This window comes from Paenibacillus sp. FSL R7-0210, assembly GCF_038009085.1.
GTDB classification, from domain to species: domain Bacteria; phylum Bacillota; class Bacilli; order Paenibacillales; family Paenibacillaceae; genus Paenibacillus_AQ; species Paenibacillus_AQ silagei.
Genome location: NZ_JBBPAR010000001.1, coordinates 7,412,157 through 7,429,600, shown reverse-complemented (window position 1 = coordinate 7,429,600; position 17,444 = coordinate 7,412,157). Strand labels below are relative to the sequence as shown.

Annotated in this window: 11 protein-coding genes and 1 pseudogene; 1 reads left to right on the top strand and 11 read right to left on the bottom strand. The window is 40.3% G+C overall.

Features of this window, described 5'->3' with window-relative positions:
• Nucleotides 1-16: 16 nt before the first annotated feature.
• The 4 genes from MKY64_RS31955 to MKY64_RS31940 form a co-directional block, all read right to left on the bottom strand.
• Nucleotides 17-970 carry a copper amine oxidase N-terminal domain-containing protein gene (locus MKY64_RS31955; protein ID WP_339251501.1) on the bottom strand — a complete coding sequence of 318 codons (954 nt, stop codon included), beginning with the start codon at nt 968-970 and terminating at the stop codon, nt 17-19.
• Between the two features lie 92 nt (nt 971-1,062).
• On the bottom strand, nt 1,063-1,431 hold the full coding sequence (locus tag MKY64_RS31950; protein WP_339251503.1) for a VOC family protein: 369 nt from the start codon (nt 1,429-1,431) through the stop codon (nt 1,063-1,065).
• Nucleotides 1,432-1,499: 68 nt separating this feature from the next.
• A complete protein-coding gene (locus tag MKY64_RS31945; protein ID WP_339251505.1) occupies nt 1,500-2,108 on the bottom strand; it encodes a chloramphenicol phosphotransferase CPT family protein in 609 nt (202 codons plus the stop codon).
• Between the two features lie 64 nt (nt 2,109-2,172).
• Nucleotides 2,173-2,910, bottom strand: a complete 738-nt coding sequence (locus MKY64_RS31940) for an SDR family oxidoreductase (RefSeq protein WP_339251507.1) — start codon at nt 2,908-2,910, stop codon at nt 2,173-2,175.
• Nucleotides 2,911-3,089: 179 nt separating this feature from the next.
• On the opposite strand from MKY64_RS31940, the gene MKY64_RS31935 reads away from it, so the two are divergent.
• Nucleotides 3,090-3,998 (top strand): AraC family transcriptional regulator, encoded by a 909-nt coding sequence (locus MKY64_RS31935; RefSeq protein WP_339251509.1) that lies wholly within the window; start codon nt 3,090-3,092, stop codon nt 3,996-3,998.
• Here MKY64_RS31935 and MKY64_RS31930 read toward each other — a convergent pair.
• The 7 genes and pseudogenes from MKY64_RS31930 to glmS form a co-directional block, all read right to left on the bottom strand.
• Nucleotides 3,991-4,353 (bottom strand): AAA family ATPase, encoded by a 363-nt coding sequence (locus MKY64_RS31930; RefSeq protein ID WP_445253500.1) that lies wholly within the window; start codon nt 4,351-4,353, stop codon nt 3,991-3,993. The genes MKY64_RS31935 and MKY64_RS31930 overlap by 8 nt on opposite strands.
• Before the next feature lie 316 nt (nt 4,354-4,669).
• On the bottom strand, nt 4,670-5,503 hold the full coding sequence (locus MKY64_RS31925; RefSeq protein WP_339251513.1) for a hypothetical protein: 834 nt from the start codon (nt 5,501-5,503) through the stop codon (nt 4,670-4,672).
• A gap of 1,760 nt (nt 5,504-7,263) precedes the next feature.
• Nucleotides 7,264-8,419 (bottom strand): annotated as a pseudogene (locus MKY64_RS33510) (transposase).
• 204 nt (nt 8,420-8,623) lie between these two features.
• Entirely contained in the window at nt 8,624-10,258 is a 1,635-nt protein-coding gene (locus MKY64_RS31915; protein ID WP_339251515.1) for a hypothetical protein, read from the bottom strand.
• Nucleotide 10,259: 1 nt separating this feature from the next.
• A complete protein-coding gene (locus MKY64_RS31910) occupies nt 10,260-13,343 on the bottom strand; it encodes a sensor histidine kinase (RefSeq protein ID WP_339251517.1) in 3,084 nt (1,027 codons plus the stop codon).
• A gap of 12 nt (nt 13,344-13,355) precedes the next feature.
• Complete coding sequence (locus MKY64_RS31905) at nt 13,356-14,408, bottom strand: DNA cytosine methyltransferase (protein ID WP_339251519.1); 1,053 nt, start codon at nt 14,406-14,408, stop codon at nt 13,356-13,358.
• 752 nt (nt 14,409-15,160) lie between these two features.
• A complete protein-coding gene (gene glmS / locus MKY64_RS31900) occupies nt 15,161-16,993 on the bottom strand; it encodes a glutamine--fructose-6-phosphate transaminase (isomerizing) (protein WP_339251521.1) in 1,833 nt (610 codons plus the stop codon).
• Between the last annotated feature and the right edge of the window lie 451 nt (nt 16,994-17,444).

Sequence of the window (17,444 nt, the reverse complement as noted above, 5' to 3'; positions counted from 1 at the left end):
TTTACACACCTCCTGTTCACTGTGGATGATAATCAGAGAATCCCGAAATCAGAACTCTAGACCCCTTGGTGACGCTATCCACCTTCCAAGTTCCGTTCGCGAATATTAGCGAGACTGTCCGATCTTCTGCATATTGATCTTCACCTGTAAGACCATTCGCTACTATTACAGATTGTGAAAGTGTGCAAGAATTCTTACTAGTATAAATAGGTGAAGTGACAGGCGTTTCATAAGTACCCGCTGTTTTCAATCCTTTGTTCTGAGTAATAGACTTAATTAATTTATCCGTGAAGTACGGTTTAAAGGTTGAATTTACATTTTTAATTGAAGATACATTTGAGGCTTGATTTAATTTATCTGATAGAAGTTTCAAACGTGCTTCAGAAATTTTATTCTTTTCCGGAATTTGAACAGATGGGGTCTCCATATTAACAACCAATCCTTTGTTACCCACTGTTACTGTTGCTTGTTTAGACAGTTGGTTCCACATTACCGTTGCCCCTAACGACTGACTAACAAAACGAAGAGGAACATAAGTTGTTCCATTGATGACTTGTGTTGCAGTATCCAAATCGACATATTTCCGTGACGGTGTATCTGGAGTTTCACTCGATGGAGCAGATTCAATAATCACACGTTTGAAATTTGCCGCAAGCCATATAGTCGAATTCCCGTTTTTGATTTTAACAACTTTATCTGTTTGAAACCATTCCAAGCTTGCGCCAAGATTTTCGGAGACAGCACGTAAGGGAATTAAGACTCGTCCGTTGTTTATTTGACCATTGTTAATCGTTGTAGATGTTTGTGCCTCAGCCGCATAACTAGACCCAGTTGTTAAAGATAGCATAAGAAATGCTGATGAAAGCAATGCAAATGTCCATTTTTTTATCATAATATTTCCTCCTCTTAAATAATTCACCACAAATTTCTCTCTCGCATCTGCTTTCTCTATAAAATACAATTCGGTCAAACAGAAACTCCCCATTTAGCAACAGGATTTATCAGTTCACCTGTTTACCATATGGGGAGCAATATACTTAAAGTAATATAATCTTAATGTAATCAGCCTTTACTGTGAAGAGTTATCAGATAACCGTCCGGATCGGCGAAGGTAAAGGTACGTCCGAAGGGGCCGTCGATGGGGGCGGATGTAATTGTCACGCCTGCTGCTGCGAGTTTATCGTGAATGTCTTGCGTATCCGGGGCATAGAGCCATAGCGCAACACCAAGTCCAGGCTGAGTCCCCGTAATGAGCTCGACTCCCGGCATGAGGTCACGAAGTGCAAAGGCAATAGGCTTTGTGTCAAAAACCACCGCATGAGGCGGGCCCGCCTGTGAACGGACGAGTCCAAGATAGTGTTGATAAAATTCAGCAGAGCCTTCAAGATCGCTGACCTGAAGTGAGATGAAATCGGGTCCAATGACAGACATAATAGCCTCCTAATATTCGTGTTTGTAGGTTTATATAGTCTTCATTATACCCACCCTTCCTGACAACGTTATGTCAGTAGCGTTCTATTAAGATTACCATCTCTTTTGCACAATTTCTGAAATGCCGAGTATTCCTGATTGGACTTAATATAGTTAATTATCTGTTCGGCGCATTCTGCCGGAGTCAGCTCTTCCGTGTTCACTTCAAGGTCATATTCATCAAAACGATAGACGATGTCGAACTGGGCATCCACTAGACCAATCTGCCGGTCCCCTCTGGCCTGCTCTCTTCGGATGAGCTCTTCCCGGGAGCATAGGACACCAACAAATAGCGTAGTCCGATCAGCAAAATGATCCCAAAACTCATTAAATCTCTTATCGTTGTCGAATACGGTATCCACGATGACATTGAATCCCATTTCGGATAACAGCTTAATCGTCGAGTAGTACACGGAGACTATGGAGTCATCCAGTATTTGCGAGACCACCTGATGGTCTATTTCCCGTACAGGCTCGTCTGGAAATTTATGATTAATGAAATCATTGTAATTCATGAAAAAATCATCAATCGACACATGATAAAACGGAATCTCTTTCTGTTTCGTAAGTTCAGCCGAGATGGAGCTCTTCCCGGAGCTTGAAGTTCCATTTAGAACAAGAAGCATGCCTTTATTCATTTCGTCCCCTCCTTTTCACCCATTATAAACCATAGGCGTTAGAGGAGGTAACTCATCAGTTGTATCAGTTGAATCCACCATTCACACGAATCGTCTGTCCTGTAATCCAGCGGGCCTTGTCACTGACAAGCAAGTCGATCACATTCGCAATATCCTCAGGCTCGCCAAGCCGTCCAAAAGCATTCATCCGCCGGAAGGAATCCACCAGCTCCTCAGATTTCCCGTTCAGGAATAACTCCGTCGATACTTGCCCGGGTGCAACACAATTCACAACGATATCCTTTGCTCCGAATTCCTTCGCTAACTGGCGGGTTAACTGCTCGACTGCCCCTTTGGTTGCAGCATAGACACTATAGGTTGGCAGCATTGCACCCGATACAGAGGTCGAGAAGTTGATAATCGTTCCGCCCCGCTCCATATGCTTCATCGCTTGCTGGCAGGCGAAATAAGTGCCTTTGACATTGACAGCAAATTGACGGTCGAACATCTCCTCTGTTACGTTTGCGATAGGCACACATTCCATAACTCCGGCATTATTCACCAAAATATCGATGCGCCCGAATTGCCCGATTGTCTCCGAGAACAGGGATTCGACCTCACTCACCTTGCTTACATCGCCTTGAACGGCTATCGCTTCCCCGCCAGACTCCTTAATGATTTGGACGACCTCGTCCGCTTTCCCAGGGTTAGATGAATAATTGACAGCTACTTTTATTCCTAACCCGGCCAATTGAATAGCGATTTGTCTTCCAATGCCCCTCGATGCACCTGTGACGATGGCTACTTTTCCGTTCTGACTCACTTAGACCACTCTCCTTAAGTTCGCTTAGGCCGGATGATGATCTGTTGGCCTTATGGTTTCATTGTACATCAATCGAAGAGCATCCCGTTATAACAGACCTGTTCACTTCTTGCCTATTTCTCTTTTTCCCGCTATGATAACAGCAAACCTTATGACCACATGAAAAGGAGGCAGCTAACTTGGACGATACATTGCGGACCGGGCCGCTTTTGCAGCAATTGGCTGCGCTGATTCTTCGCCATGCTCCATCTGCAGGCACCTACCAGACGCATATTCCTTCCTTGCAGTTGATGCGCGCCACGGATGCAGCAGAACCGCTGGAGTCTGTCTATAAGCCGTCGATCTGTGTCGTTGCCCAAGGAGCCAAAGCAGCCACCCTGTCCAGCGAAACTTATCATTATGATCCTTCCACTTACCTGGTCACTTCGGTTGAGCTGCCGATCAACGGAAGAATAACCGGAGCTTCGCCTGATCATCCGTTTCTTGGCATCAAGCTAAGCTTCGATCCTGGCACCATCCTGGAAATTGTAAAAGAAATGGCGGACACCACCCTCGTTCCCGGTGAAACGTCCCTCGGCATCACAGTTGCCCGAACCTCTGAGTCCTTACTTGCTGCCATCGTACGGCTCATCCAGTTACTCGATGCGCCACAGGATATCCCTGTTCTGGCCCCGCTCTTGATCCGCGAAATTCTGTATCGCGTTCTTCAAAGCGACCAGGGCTCCCACCTGCATCAATTCGCCATCATCGGCAGCCATGCGCACCGGATTGCTCAAGCTATCCAAGTGATCACTAAGCAGTACGATCAATCCCTTGTCGTTGAACAGCTTGCAGAGTCCGTAAATATGAGCAACTCCGCCTTCCACAAGCACTTCAAGCGCGTCACTGCCATGAGTCCGCTGCAATACCAGAAGGTCATCCGCTTGCAGGAAGCCCGCCGCCTCATGCTAACCGAATCCCTCCAAGCCTCCGATGCCGCCTTCCGCGTAGGCTATGAGAGCCCCTCCCAGTTCAGCCGCGAATATGCCCGCCAGTATGGGAGACCTCCGGCGACCGATGTTCAGGGGATTCTTGGGTTATCTAAGTAGCTAACTTCTTCAGACTTAGTTGTTCACGTAACGACATCCAGCTTTCCGTCACGGTCTGATGCGCTGTATCAATCACGATGTGGTCACGGTCCCAAGCATCGTAATGTCTGTTCTTCACCTCACTCCAAGTGGGGAGGGTAAATCCAGGAATATCCGTTGTACGAGTGGTAATTCGATGCTTGTGTGTACATTCGTCCGAACAGACCACTTCGATTTCGACAAACGGAATTCCTAGAGACTCTGCTACATTACTTACGACATCAACCCAAAGATACGGTGCCCGCAGTTCGCTTGCTAAAGCTGATGCTAATGTAGACTTACCGGTGCCTGGCAACCCGCCGAATATATACAGCATATGGATTTCCTCTTTCATGACAACTTGTTTTCTGTTCTATGCCTACTGTTTCTTTGAAAATCATGATATCTTAACTACCCTAGGTCCCGCAGGATGTAATCGTTTATAAATGATAGCAGACACTACCGGATTTAACGATGAAGTTTGATTTATTTTTTTATCTTTCCATCAAAAATGAGCCGTCCTAATTTCTCAGGACGGCTCAAGATGAATTAACTTAATCGATGAATATTTTCATATCTACATTAATTAACAATGTGTTCAGTGACATTAAAGTTGGTTCCTAAAAAAACTTATTACCTTGTATTTTTTTTTGTCAAACAGAGTAGTAGTGGCGAACCATCTGTTCAAAGTAATCCTTACTCCTCAATAATACTCCTAACTCTCCAACTAGTTTCTTAAATCTATGAGCTTTATCTTGTGACGCACCTTTTAACATTACTCTCTCAAAAACTCCTGGTCTAATTTCAACAATTGGTGGATTAGTCAAGTACTCATGAAACAAGTATACAATCTCATAGTCCCCGATATGATTATGGTATAAATGTTCATCAACAGCCTTTGCAACAGTATCAAACATTCCCAAATAAGTTTTTAAATCCAAAAGAGTAATAGTTTCCATGGCATTCGCTTCAGAAGTACGTCCTCGGGCGGCTTTCATAACCGAGATGTCCCTACCAAAACCATGTGCAAATTTATTCCTTAATTTTCGTACGTGATCAAGATGAGAAAGATTAACCGATAGCGTTGCTGGGACGTGACCAAACACTCGCCGGTATGCTTTTATCCTGCTACTCCAGCTTCCTTTTGTTATATCTTCTACTAAGGTAACCTTTGAGTAATTAGGCGTAGTCTTTAAATTATGAATTCCATCTAAGCTTCTAGTATGTCGCGTCTCAACTCCCGGATCTGATTCGAGCGCTAGAGAACATACCGTTGCAAGGTATATCTCAAAATATGAGCTCGCCGACTCTAGGCACGAGTACCTAACCCAATTTAAAAATCCATCAATATCATCTTCCCAATCCTTGTGGCTCGGTGGTATTCTCCGTTCATCAACAGGGTCACTAAAACTAAAGAAATCTTTTGGGGTTATTTGATTCGAGATAGATATTGAACTTGCAAAAGACAATTTTGCATGTTTATGCACTGGCTCGTAACTCCAATAATACTTATTCAATGAGGTATGATGATGATTAAATACCTTGTATACCCATGTTGAATGGTCAAACGCTGTCCACCTTTGATACGACATTTACTCACCTCTACATAGATCAACTTTTAGAGTTCCATTAATAATCAATCGAAGTTATTAAGCCACCTAATCCTAACAATACCTTATTAGGAACAAAACAGATATTCACTTACGGAGGAATAATATCAATTATAATCTTTGATAATCCATGGGAAAAGCACTATTTCCAAAAAAAAAAACCCGTATAAGCGCAGCTAACAAAGCCTTTATAGACAGGAAGAATTTAGTTGTTACAGTAAGTTCATATAACCTCAAATAAATCATACTCAAACCTTCTTTAGGTTTGAAGAAAACATAAGTTTAGACTGAACTGTACGAACTGGTATGAAAAGTATCGGGCTCCGTTACCTTAATAGAAGCAACCGCTCATGCCGGCCTCCACCGTTAATCGCGCTAAACGTATAGCCCAGCTTCATTCGGAAAACCAGTCTACAACTTTATTTTCCAATTCTAACACTTTATTTTCTTTCTACATGAGGAATGCAATAAAAATATCCGCGAGTATGAGCGGCGAATTAAAAAGGTTGAGGCTGCGGAGTCTGTAAATGAAAGCTACCTGGAAAAGCTCTTGGAAAATATAGAATATGAAATGGATAAGCTTGCATTTCTTCATAATAAGTTGGACGAGATCGGGGGCATTTCAATACAATAAGACAATTTAAAACCTGGTGATCAAATTAAGATCCGGGGCAGTTGGGGGAAACTGGTTAAGGAGAATTAAAAAACAGCTGAGATTAAATATCTCTGTGTCCTTATACATTGAAATACACATATGCAGAAATTCAGAAAGTGAAAGCCGCTGAGGAAGTAGCAGCAGTTTAACAGATGCAAAACAAGCGTTCGCTATACGGTTTACTGGGGCATTTCCCAGTTATCATTCCAATCGCCATGAAATTCAAGAAATATATCTTCAGGATCACAAAGACTCACTCCGAATTTATTAATTGTGAACTTAAAATAAATACGGGTATATGGATTGGAATAAAGTCTATTGATTTCTAAAAAATAATTGTAAAATTGTGGGTATTTAAAGAGAAGATCCGCTTTGGCTTTATCAGATTCATATCCGAAGCGCTTAATCTCAACGATGGCTCGCTGCCCTGTCGTTGGATTATAAAAACTAGCTTCAGGCTACTTAACCGTATGGCCACCCGTTCTCCGTTGATCTAACGGTGTGACATCCCCATTGTTTGCATCGGCGTATACAAGGAAGAATTAATGCATTTCATAACTACTATGGATTCATCGACATCCAAATGTTTGGGGTTTCTCGGGTCTAGAGTGATCCAGTCTTCTACTGGGAGGCTCAGGATAGCTGTAACCAGTCTCGTCAAAAGGCTCACATCCTTCGTATATTTGTAATAAAGCTGCTACTCTCCGGTTGATGATTTCATACTAAGCCCACGGATTCCACCAGTTCTTAAAGAAAATAAAATATTAGACTAGTGTTGTTGATCTGTTGCGGTTTTTTGGCTACATAATCGTTAACTTTTTTAAAATGAGCATTTTGCATAATTCATTTCGGAAAAAAAAGTAAGGTTAGACTGACAAGCTGAAATGAAATTTCTAGAGAAGAAGATGTAAATGGACAAGGGCAGGATTTTCATAAAATTGAAAATTCAAGCGGCGTTTGTGACTCGTTGTCTCCATAACTGCTAGCGCAGAAGCAAGTAAACAATTGCATTCAAATATTGGTGAGTCGCGACCTTCTGAATTCCCAAACATGCAATTGGTCTGCGGTGAGGTACGACTTCATTCGAGAGTTACATCGTTTCACACTGGTTCCTTAGTTGTAGAGTTCTTTCCAATTTCCGCGTTCTCGGTGTGGTAACGCATATCGGCGTAAATCGTCTATGCTGCTAACTTTAACGACCATTCCGTTATTAGACGACAACAACTTGTCATGCCTAAAGGACAAACCCTTGCCCCGTAACATGTAGACAACGAAACTTCAACCGTTCCTTTTCCTATCCCCAATACGTCATCGGAAAGCCCATCGAACAGCAAGGTGTCCCTTTGTTAGTCATGCCTGCGGGAGTTTCCTTTTCGTTTCTCCGGTTCATGGGAATAATCGATTGAGCCTTGACGCTGCGAGCCGTTTCTTAGTTTTTCATTTGGTCATATCCTGCATCCAACATGAAAAAACGAGGCTTGAATCGTTCGGCGGTTTGCTTCATGAGTGTAGGTTCCTCATCGCCATCATTCACATGAGCAGGTGTAACGTTTAGGGCGATCGGAAGGTCACTCTTCGTATCGACGGCCAGATGCAGCTTATACCCAAACCACTTGACTTTGTTGCCAAACGTATCGAGTTTAACTCCCCAGTTGGCATTGCCGGTGAGTTCGCTTTTTCGCTTGGGTTCTTTTTTCTCGTAGGCGTGAATGGCTGCGCTGTCGATGGCGACATGACTTCCATCGATGAGTCCAGCATCTTGACACTAAGCGACATGATCGTCAAATAACCGCTGGGCAAGGCTTTTGCGAGTCAACTCAGCAAAGACTCGGCTTAACGTAGAAATTGAAGGGGCAAGGGATGTCTAGTCGAAGTCCACATTGGTAACGGAAGCGAAGGTCAAACTCCAGTCTGTGCGCAAGACCGGTGAAAGTATCGATGTTCTCTAAGCAGGTCGTGAGTAGTTCGTGAAGAATACCTTGACGGCAGTGTCCGTCTGCTCCTCGGGGTGAAGGATTTCTTAATTATTTCGCATACGGTCGTAAGTCCAGTCCACTGAAAAAGATAGGCAATCGCTCTTTCGATTCGATTTTTTGAAGCTCCTCAAAGGAAAATAGACTTTCTTGGAGAATATACAAAGCAGACTTCCTCCTCTTGAGTATTTTGGTGTCGTTACCAAAAAACTTCTACAAGTTGGGGTGAAGTCCTTTTTCATGCTCGAAAAACCTTTGTATAATAAGGGCTTAGATTAGTGAAAAATGCTCAAATAGGTTTTATACTGACTTTTTTATACTATATGTAGCAGTTATAAAACAAAAAATAAAGTATTAGACTAAGGCTAATTAGTTAAATACGTTGTAAAACGATTCTCTGTAAGTTTCTTTGAAAAAAAGTTCATTTACTCCTGCTCTTGCTTGATATGAAATGTATCTATTAATTATATTTTGAATATATTCCTTCCTTAAAGTGGAAATCTTCTCACAATCCCTTAAAACCTCTTCTTTCTTCATAGAAATTACGTGGTAGAAATCCCATCTAATAAATTTCACAGCTTTCTCCTCATCAAAAGGCACTCCTGTACAGGCAAAATTATCACTATTATTCTTAAGTAACTCTTTATCAGAACTCACAATATTGCCCACAACAAATTTAAATATATCCTTCACCTTATCTGGTCGGTGAGTATCACAGAAAGGTGTAATACATAACAAATAAGTATCGTCATCATTTTTTTTAAAAATGCTTCCTGTATGAATTTTTTCTCCTGCTGTATCCATAAATTTCAGAAGCTTAGTGAAGTAATAAGTTTGTTCTAAAAATGCATTTTTAAATCCCTCAGTATTATCAATATAATCGACAATCAAGAATATCATTAATACTATTTCATTGATTTTATTATCCAGTGAAGGGTTTGGGAGTATTGAACGAATTCTCGTTTTCAAATCTTCAAATGATATAATTTCTTCGTCCCCAAAAACTTTCTCCAGACCTTCAACAAATTCAGAATTTTTAAATAAATCCAATATCACTTGTTTCCCTTTAAAGTTTATAACATCAAAAAAAGTAGAAATATTAGAAATTTGAATTGTTTTTGCTTTTAAGACATTCTTTATTTTGTTTCTTTTCGCACTAAAAAGAAAATTACTTGGTTGTATTACTGTGTCGTCTGATAATACACTTGATAGAAACGTATCATCTAAAAATTTCGGTATGCCTTCATTTTTAATTTCTGACGATAAAATCTGTGTTAACAGTACCTGTTCAAAAGGGGCGTTAAATTTATGAATTGCTTTAGTTATGCTCTTCTCAAGTCTACTAGCACTATCCATAATATGAATTGGGATACATTTATCACTCAATAAAATTTGCGATATCTTTCTTATAAGTTCTGCTGGTTCAATATCCTTTTTCATTACGAAACCAAATAAAGAGTTTCCTTCCGTCTTTCCGTGCTCTTGAAAAAAATAACTTTCTCTATCAATTACATCGAAATGTGAAGAGATTTGACCTATAACAACGTCACAATCTTCTTGTGTGTAGATTACTGCACATTTTAAACCAACTAGTTGGCTTGAGTAATAATTCAAAATTTCAATAGCTGCTTTTCCAGGTTTTTCAGGAGAATCAGGATTGAAATTTTCTAGGTTCCAATCGATAAAAAGTAATTTTGTTGTATCTAATACTTTTGATAAAAACCTCAGTTGTGCACTAGCACTTTGTGTACCATATTTATATGGATATGCAATAAATCCGTCAAGAGTCAGTTGTTGAAGTAACTCTTTAGGTCTTTCATTTAAATCATTTTCAGTAGTTGAAGCAACATCATCAATCATCAAAAAATCATCAGGGATTTCCCCAAGTTCTTCGTCTGTTATTTCAGGCAGTTCAATTTCATTAAAGTTTAATTGATCATCAACAATAACTGCATTATCAAAATATCGCTTCACTATCGCTTCAACCTGCATGATCTCACTCATATTAAATATCATCTCCAAAGGCTTCTGTATTAAACTCAATGCAAAAACATGCACCGCTAAGAGGTATTACTTCTTCACCTTGGCTTATGAGGTAAAGTTTATGGCCTCTGCTTTCCAAAATATCCCTTGATAAAAAAAGTCCTAAACCTCTACCTTCAACTTTCCTTGTAAAAAACGGTTCAAAAATCCTTGTTTGATCTTTAGTAGGAATGCCTGGACCTGTATCATGTATATAGAGTTTATTATCATTAGCGTAAAAATGTATTTCTTTGGTACTCTGATTAAGTAACCAATATATAGAGTTTGATATAATGTTAACTATAGGAGTAAATAAAACGGCTTCATTTTCTTTAATTAACAATTCTTCTGAGAAGCGGATATGAACTTGAATATTATATCTATTGATATCCGATTCAAAATATTCTAGCACGTTATCAATGAACTGTTTTAAAATAATTCTTTCCTTTCTTGCTCTAACTTGACGGTATAAAGGACTCATTCTCTGGTGTAATCTTTCCAAAGATTTAAATGCATTTCTTGTTCTCTCTATCACCGGCAACGCTTTAGTTTTGCTTAGAGATTTATATAGTATATTTATATTCTCGTTTATGCTATTATACAGAGCATTAAATTCGTGACTAGTAAGTTCAGCAGCTAAGCCAATTGACGAAAGCTCCCTATACATTATGACTTCTTTCTTTAAGAAACCAATGAAATCGTCATCTGAAAAATACTTATCACCATCTATTAACTTTTCCTTGGCCTCATGTAAAAAACTCCGTATGTTCCTTGTAAGATCCAAAGTTTTTATTCCGACTGAAAACTGTAATAATTCTTGCTGGGCTTTATTTATTAAAAGTTCATGCTGGCTAATTACGGTACTGATCTCTATTTCAACATTTGTTGGATCAAGTATATAATCAAAAGATTGTACTTTCTCTAGAACTTCATATAATAAAGCATTACTCTCTTCTAACTCCAGTTGAATAGATTCAATGAAGCGAAGCTGAGACTTTCTTAGATTAATTTCATAATTATGAATTATGTCATTAATTAAAGTATAAAATTCGTTTTTCAATTCATTTAAATGTTTACTTATCGTCTCATCACAAAGAGGCTTAAATACATTATCTTTCCACTTGGTGATTTGCTGAATTCTATCCGAGAGCACATCAACCTTATCTTCATTACTGTCGTTAGCAGTACTAAAGTCGGGTTCCTCCAAGTTATTGATTGAATCTTCTATGATGCTCTCTAATTTAGTTTTATACATTTTAATCAGCAAGCCTGCTTGATCAATTTGATCTAGAGTCTCTGGAGAATGAAAATATCTCGAATTATAGGGGATTACCAATTCATCCAAATCAGAAATGAACTTATATAGTTCCATTTTTATATAGAATAATTCGTCAGAATATTCCTGTATATTGGCACATCTGTGTTCTAAATATTTTACTTTTGATTCTAATTCCAATTGAATGATGTTCTTAATACGATTGTAGCTACTATCCACCTGTGTTTGAAATGAATTCAATACATCCATTAATTCACGGAAATACATTCTTTCTCTTTTTTCTTCTTCTCTCTGTTGCTTAATTATTCTTTCGTCTCTTTCTCTATCCTCTTGTAATCTCTTAATTCTTTGAGCGCGCAATCCAGATTCCTTTGTAGATTCAAGAAAATCTCTTGCCCACCAAACCAGTAGATTTTGGCTAACTGCTATAAAATATTTGTAAAACGTATTCTCTACAAAACCTTCTCTACTTGATTTATCAATTAGGTTTTTATTTTTCAGTTTACTAATCTCCAAAAAACCATACATTCTTCTATGACTGAAAAGATAGTAGCCTGCTCCTTTTGAACGTCTTTCTTCGATTCTCAGAAAATCGTTCCCTGGCTCTCCGTAAGGTAGTATTCTTAAACCATCACGGAAGACATATATACCTCCAGAATCGCTTAGTTTTTCACGCATCATATTTGATTGTTCTTTTGTCAGTGAAGTTAGATCATCTCTCCCTTCAATAAAAAACCACTTAACATCAATAGGACCACAATTTGCCATACTGCTTGTATGGATGCCATTGGTCAGTTCAATGTTTGTTACGTCAAAAACATCAGTGTCAGATGAATTACGAACATAAACCTGCCCAGTAAATAAGCCCTCTTCTATTTTCCCCTTAAGAGCATAATCATATAATTCAATGTCATCTGGATTAAACCATGATTCTCGTTCTAATTTTTGACCATCTATATGTATACGTGGAGTGAAACCATCATTACTATTTTCATCTTCTTTTTTATCAAATAAATCAATTAAATTCGAGAAAGACACAAGCACATTTTGAAGTCTCCGTTTTCTCTCTTTTCGACTCTCATCTTCAATATTAGTCTTATAAATTTCCCAATCCCAATCGTTCTCAATATTTCTAATGAAAAAGATTGTCCCTCCACCTCGAGATTCATTTATTTGTATTCTCTTATAAATATCCTTAGAAAGTTTGAAGTTAAGAATTTCGCTCCTAATTTTTGATTTTTCTTCATCATTCCATTTATTCGGATAATCAAGATTTTCAATCAATTCATTCTTTAGAGATTGGAAATCGTTCTCCAAAAAACTATTAAGATCAGATACTGAATTAAAGCTTCTTGTTGGTATCTCAATATCTTCTAAAAACAGCTGTTCATTTCTAAATAAGCCCCAGTGTAAATAAAGCAGAGACCACACATTCTCAACCTTTTTTTTCGAAATGATCAACAACTGATTTCCTAGCAAAGATATAGCTAATCGACCGATACCTTTTTCACCAATTTTAATGCGACGTTTGGAAGTTTTCACAGGTGAAGCTTTTGCTTTAGAATAAGTGCCTATAGTCAACCAGTTATTTACGAGGTCTTTTTCATTCATTCCATCGCCATCATCCCAGACCACTATATGTTCTTCTTTTAAAGACACATCAATGAGTCCCTCTGATGCATCGGCATCATAAGAGTTTCTCAATAACTCTGAAATTGCTGTAATCTCATCTCGAATTTGCTGCTTACCCAGTAGATCTACTGCTCGAGCTTTGGTTCGAAATCTTGCCAAAAGAACCACTCCTTATTTAAGACTTGTTACTTCTGCAGCCTTTAGAGCTGTAATTATGGATTTTCCAAGTACCTTTGCTAACAATGGTGGAACGGCATTACCTATTTGTTGTCTTATATCACCTTTAGTTCCAAAAAATTCAAACTTGTTATCAAAGCTCTGAAGTATTGCCGCTTCTCTAGATGTTATGGGTCTATGTTCTTGAGGATGAGCAAATCTACCTCTAGTAAAGTTATCAAATCCTCCCGTGATTGTTGGTGCAGGCTTATCCCAAGACATCCTACCATAAACGTCCGGCCAACCTGTTTTTTTCTTATGACATTGTAACTGAAGTCTTCGAGGTAAGCATTTTCGTCCACTACCTTGAGGAACATACTTAATTCTCTCCCGGTTTATCTCCGTAATATTTGCAAGGGTATGATTTGGTAATTCAGGATGTTCCGATCCATCTGCTGGTGGTGAATCTAGTCCTTTTAACGCCTGCCTAACAGTAACCCATTTATATTGTGGGTGACTTACTTCAGGGAATGTATATATACAATTAATATCCTTACGAACACCAATTACAATCGTCCTTTTCCTGGTTTGAGGAACACCAAAATCAGCACAATTAATTTCTCTTACCATGATATTATATGTGTTTGTTAATCCTTGCTGGAGTAGATTAAGATATGCTTGGCCACGCTTTTTTTTAAAGGTATCCACATTTTCTAACAAAAAAAACTTAGGCTCTATTCCTTGCACTAATCGGATATATTTTACTATTAATCTATTTCGTTTATCACCATTCTCACCATTTTTGTTTTGTCTAGAAAACCCTTGACAGGGAGGCCCTCCGGATAAAAGTGTGAGTTCACCCTTTGCAAGTTTGGTCTTCTTTATTATTTCCTCTGCGGATATTTTTAGTGCATCTGCAATAACAGCTTTTTTATTTATATTATGCTTAAATGTTTTAATCGCTGACTCATTATGATCAAATGCATACAATACTTTGAATCCTGCCTTTTTTAGTCCATAAGCTAGTCCCCCAGCACCACAAAAGACTTCAATACAAGTATATTTCACAGTTAGTTACCTACCAGTCTTAGTTATCTTATAAGTAGATTATATAGTAAATTCTTAGTCTCAACACATATTTTTGTATATATTATTGTAGTTTACTACATATTTTGCGAGACCAGTCTTTTATGAAATCAGCTGTAAGATGCTTCATCTTTTCTATTTTCAAATTGTTAATTTGATTAAACATTACTTTATCCCAATAGTCCCTTTTAAATACCAGACTATTCAATAAATCACTTATCTCATTCTATATCAATTTCGAGGCACTATCTCTAATTGGTTCTATAAAAAAATGTAAATATCACCAATTACCCGACCGTTCAATCTCTATTATTTACTTCGTAAACATACTATTGGATACTTGAACAATTGCATAGGTGCGCACCATTCGGACATATTAAAAATCGTTTACCAGAAGAAATACACACTATAGTGATTCGGATTGAATAAGAAGGCATTTCCTTAAGCAGAGCCCACCCTGTATTCACAACCACGGAAGATAGGCGGCCCTCGTTCCTTGGCTTAATATTCATTAATTAACCTATTGATCTTCATGTCTGAGATTTCACGTTTTCATTTGGCCAAGATGACAGCACCTCCTTAAAAGAAAACGGAGCTACCCGAAGGTAGCCCCGTTTGGAGTCATGGTGTTATTCTGGATGTAAGTTCTGTAGACAGTAGAACAGCTCTAATAACAGTATCGCCAATTTCATCAGTCTAAACTTTATTTTCTTCTGACAGTAAATCTATATCCCCTACTCCACAGTAACACTCTTAGCCAGATTTCTTGGCTTATCCACATCATGACCCAGAGCCAGCGAAGCATAGTAAGCCAGCAGCTGCAGGGTAACTACAGACAGTGCAGCAGTCAGCAGCGGCAGAGTCTGAGGGATTACGAATACCTGGTCAACGGAGCGGAGCAGGTCGTCTTTGTGCTCTTCGTGGGTGATGGCCATGACATGGGCGCCACGGGCCTTCACTTCTTTGATGTTGCTGACGGTCTTCTCCAGCACGGATTCCAGGGTAGCCAGAGCGATGACCGGAACACCTTCTTCGATCAGTGCCAGGGTACCATGCTTCAGTTCACCCGCAGCATAGGCTTCGGAGTGAATGTAGGAGATTTCCTTGAGCTTAAGAGAGCCTTCTTGAGCTACAGCGTAATCTACGCCGCGGCCGATGAAGAACAGGTGCTTGTGCTCAGCGATTTGCTCAGCGTAGGCTTTGATCGCGTCTTTTTGACCCAGGATGACTTCAACTTGCTCCGGCAGAGACTGCATAGCGGCCAGAATCTTGGTAACCTCAGACTCAGACTGTGTGCCGCGTACTTCAGCCAGATACAGACCCAGCAAAGTGAATGCGATCAGCTGAGAAGTGTAAGCCTTGGTCGAAGCTACAGCGATCTCTGGACCAGCCAGCGTAACCAGTACACTGTCTGCTTCCCGGGCGATAGAGCTGCCTACTACGTTGGTGATCGCCAGCACATGGGCTCCGTTCGCTTGACCTTCACGAAGAGCAGCCAGTGTATCTGCAGTTTCACCCGATTGGCTGACTACAATAACCAGTGTCTCCGGAGTTACGATTGGCGAACGGTAACGGTATTCAGAAGCGATGTCATTCTCTACAGGAATGCGTACCAGGGACTCAATCAGGTTACGTCCAACCAGACCGGCATTATATGCAGTACCGCAAGCTACCACTTGGATATTGCGGATGTTCTTGATTTGTTCTTCTGTCAGGTTAAGCTCAGGCAGAATGACTTTGTTGCCTTCCGCATTCATCCGTCCGCGCATGGTATCACGGTATGCCTTAGGCTGCTCGTGGATTTCTTTCAGCATGAAGTGCTCATAACCGCCCTTTTCTGCGGTAACGGCATCCCAATCGACAGTAATCATTTCCCGAGAAATAAAATTGCCTTCAATCGTCATCAGTTCGACAGCATCCCGTGTCAATACAGCCATTTCGCCGTCGTTCAGGATATATACGTTCCGGGTGTATTCCAGCAATGCAGGAATATCGGACCCGATAAAGTTCTCGCCTTCTCCAAGACCGATGATCAGCGGGCTGGCTTGACGCACAGCTACCAGCTTATCCGGTTCATATTCAGTCAGTACACCCAGGGCAAACGCTCCGCGCATGTAAGAAATCGCCTGCTGTACAGCCTTAACGATATCTCCCTTGTATTCACGGGCAATCAGGTGGGAGATGACTTCTGTATCTGTCTCCGAGGTGAAGTGGCATCCTCCGGCAATCAGTTCTTCCTTGAGATCCAGATAATTCTCGACAATCCCGTTGTGTACTACCGAGAATTTGTGGCTGTTGTCAGTGTGAGGATGAGAGTTCTCATCGGACGGCTTGCCGTGTGTTGCCCAGCGGGTGTGGCCGATGCCGGCACTTCCTGTCAGTGGAGTCGCATCCAGACGGGATTCCAGGTTCGCCATACGTCCCTGTGCTTTTACCACCTGCAGACCATCCTTCGTGAACACAGCAATACCAGCGGAATCATACCCGCGATATTCCAGCTTCTTCAGACCCTCGACCAAGATCCCCTGCGAATTCTGATTACCAATATATCCTACAATACCACACATTATAATTTCCTCCGTCCAATTTATCGTAATTAGGCGCGCATGAGGAAAGAAACGTGCCGTGCGGCATGTTTTGAAGAAAAGCAAATATGATGTTGTCCATTACACCCAACATGATAACCTGTCAATTACATCGTTAGTCACGATTATGCACAGTCTTCTCCTCTGCCGTGGCAGAACCGTCTGCAATCCTGCAAATGCGCATACCCATGATTTGTACATCTTTAAGTTAGCACCCACAAAAGCGTTGTGTGCAAGGTCGCCCTCGCATTTTCCGCTTCCATTTACGGCTCTGGTGCATCACCGGGAGGTCCCCGCCGAACATTTCGAACACCTCCACCTCGTCAGCTTACATCTGCCGTGATCCGTTCAGACCGTCCTGTACTGCTTACGCAGCCACCGGTCCTCCCTTCTCTCCCGCGCAAGATCAAGCTCTGGCGCTTGTGTTGCAATG

What these genes read in the sequence shown, in the direction of transcription:
- MKY64_RS31950 (WP_339251503.1), bottom strand. Translation starts at nt 1,431, where the DNA reads ATGTCTGTCATTGGACCCGATTTCATCTCACTTCAGGTCAGCGATCTT.
- MKY64_RS31945 (WP_339251505.1), bottom strand. Translation starts at nt 2,108, where the DNA reads ATGAATAAAGGCATGCTTCTTGTTCTAAATGGAACTTCAAGCTCCGGG.
- MKY64_RS31930 (WP_445253500.1), bottom strand. Translation starts at nt 4,353, where the DNA reads ATGCTGTATATATTCGGCGGGTTGCCAGGCACCGGTAAGTCTACATTA.
- MKY64_RS31915 (WP_339251515.1), bottom strand. Translation starts at nt 10,258, where the DNA reads ATGAGTGAGATCATGCAGGTTGAAGCGATAGTGAAGCGATATTTTGAT.
- glmS (WP_339251521.1), bottom strand. Translation starts at nt 16,993, where the DNA reads ATGTGTGGTATTGTAGGATATATTGGTAATCAGAATTCGCAGGGGATC.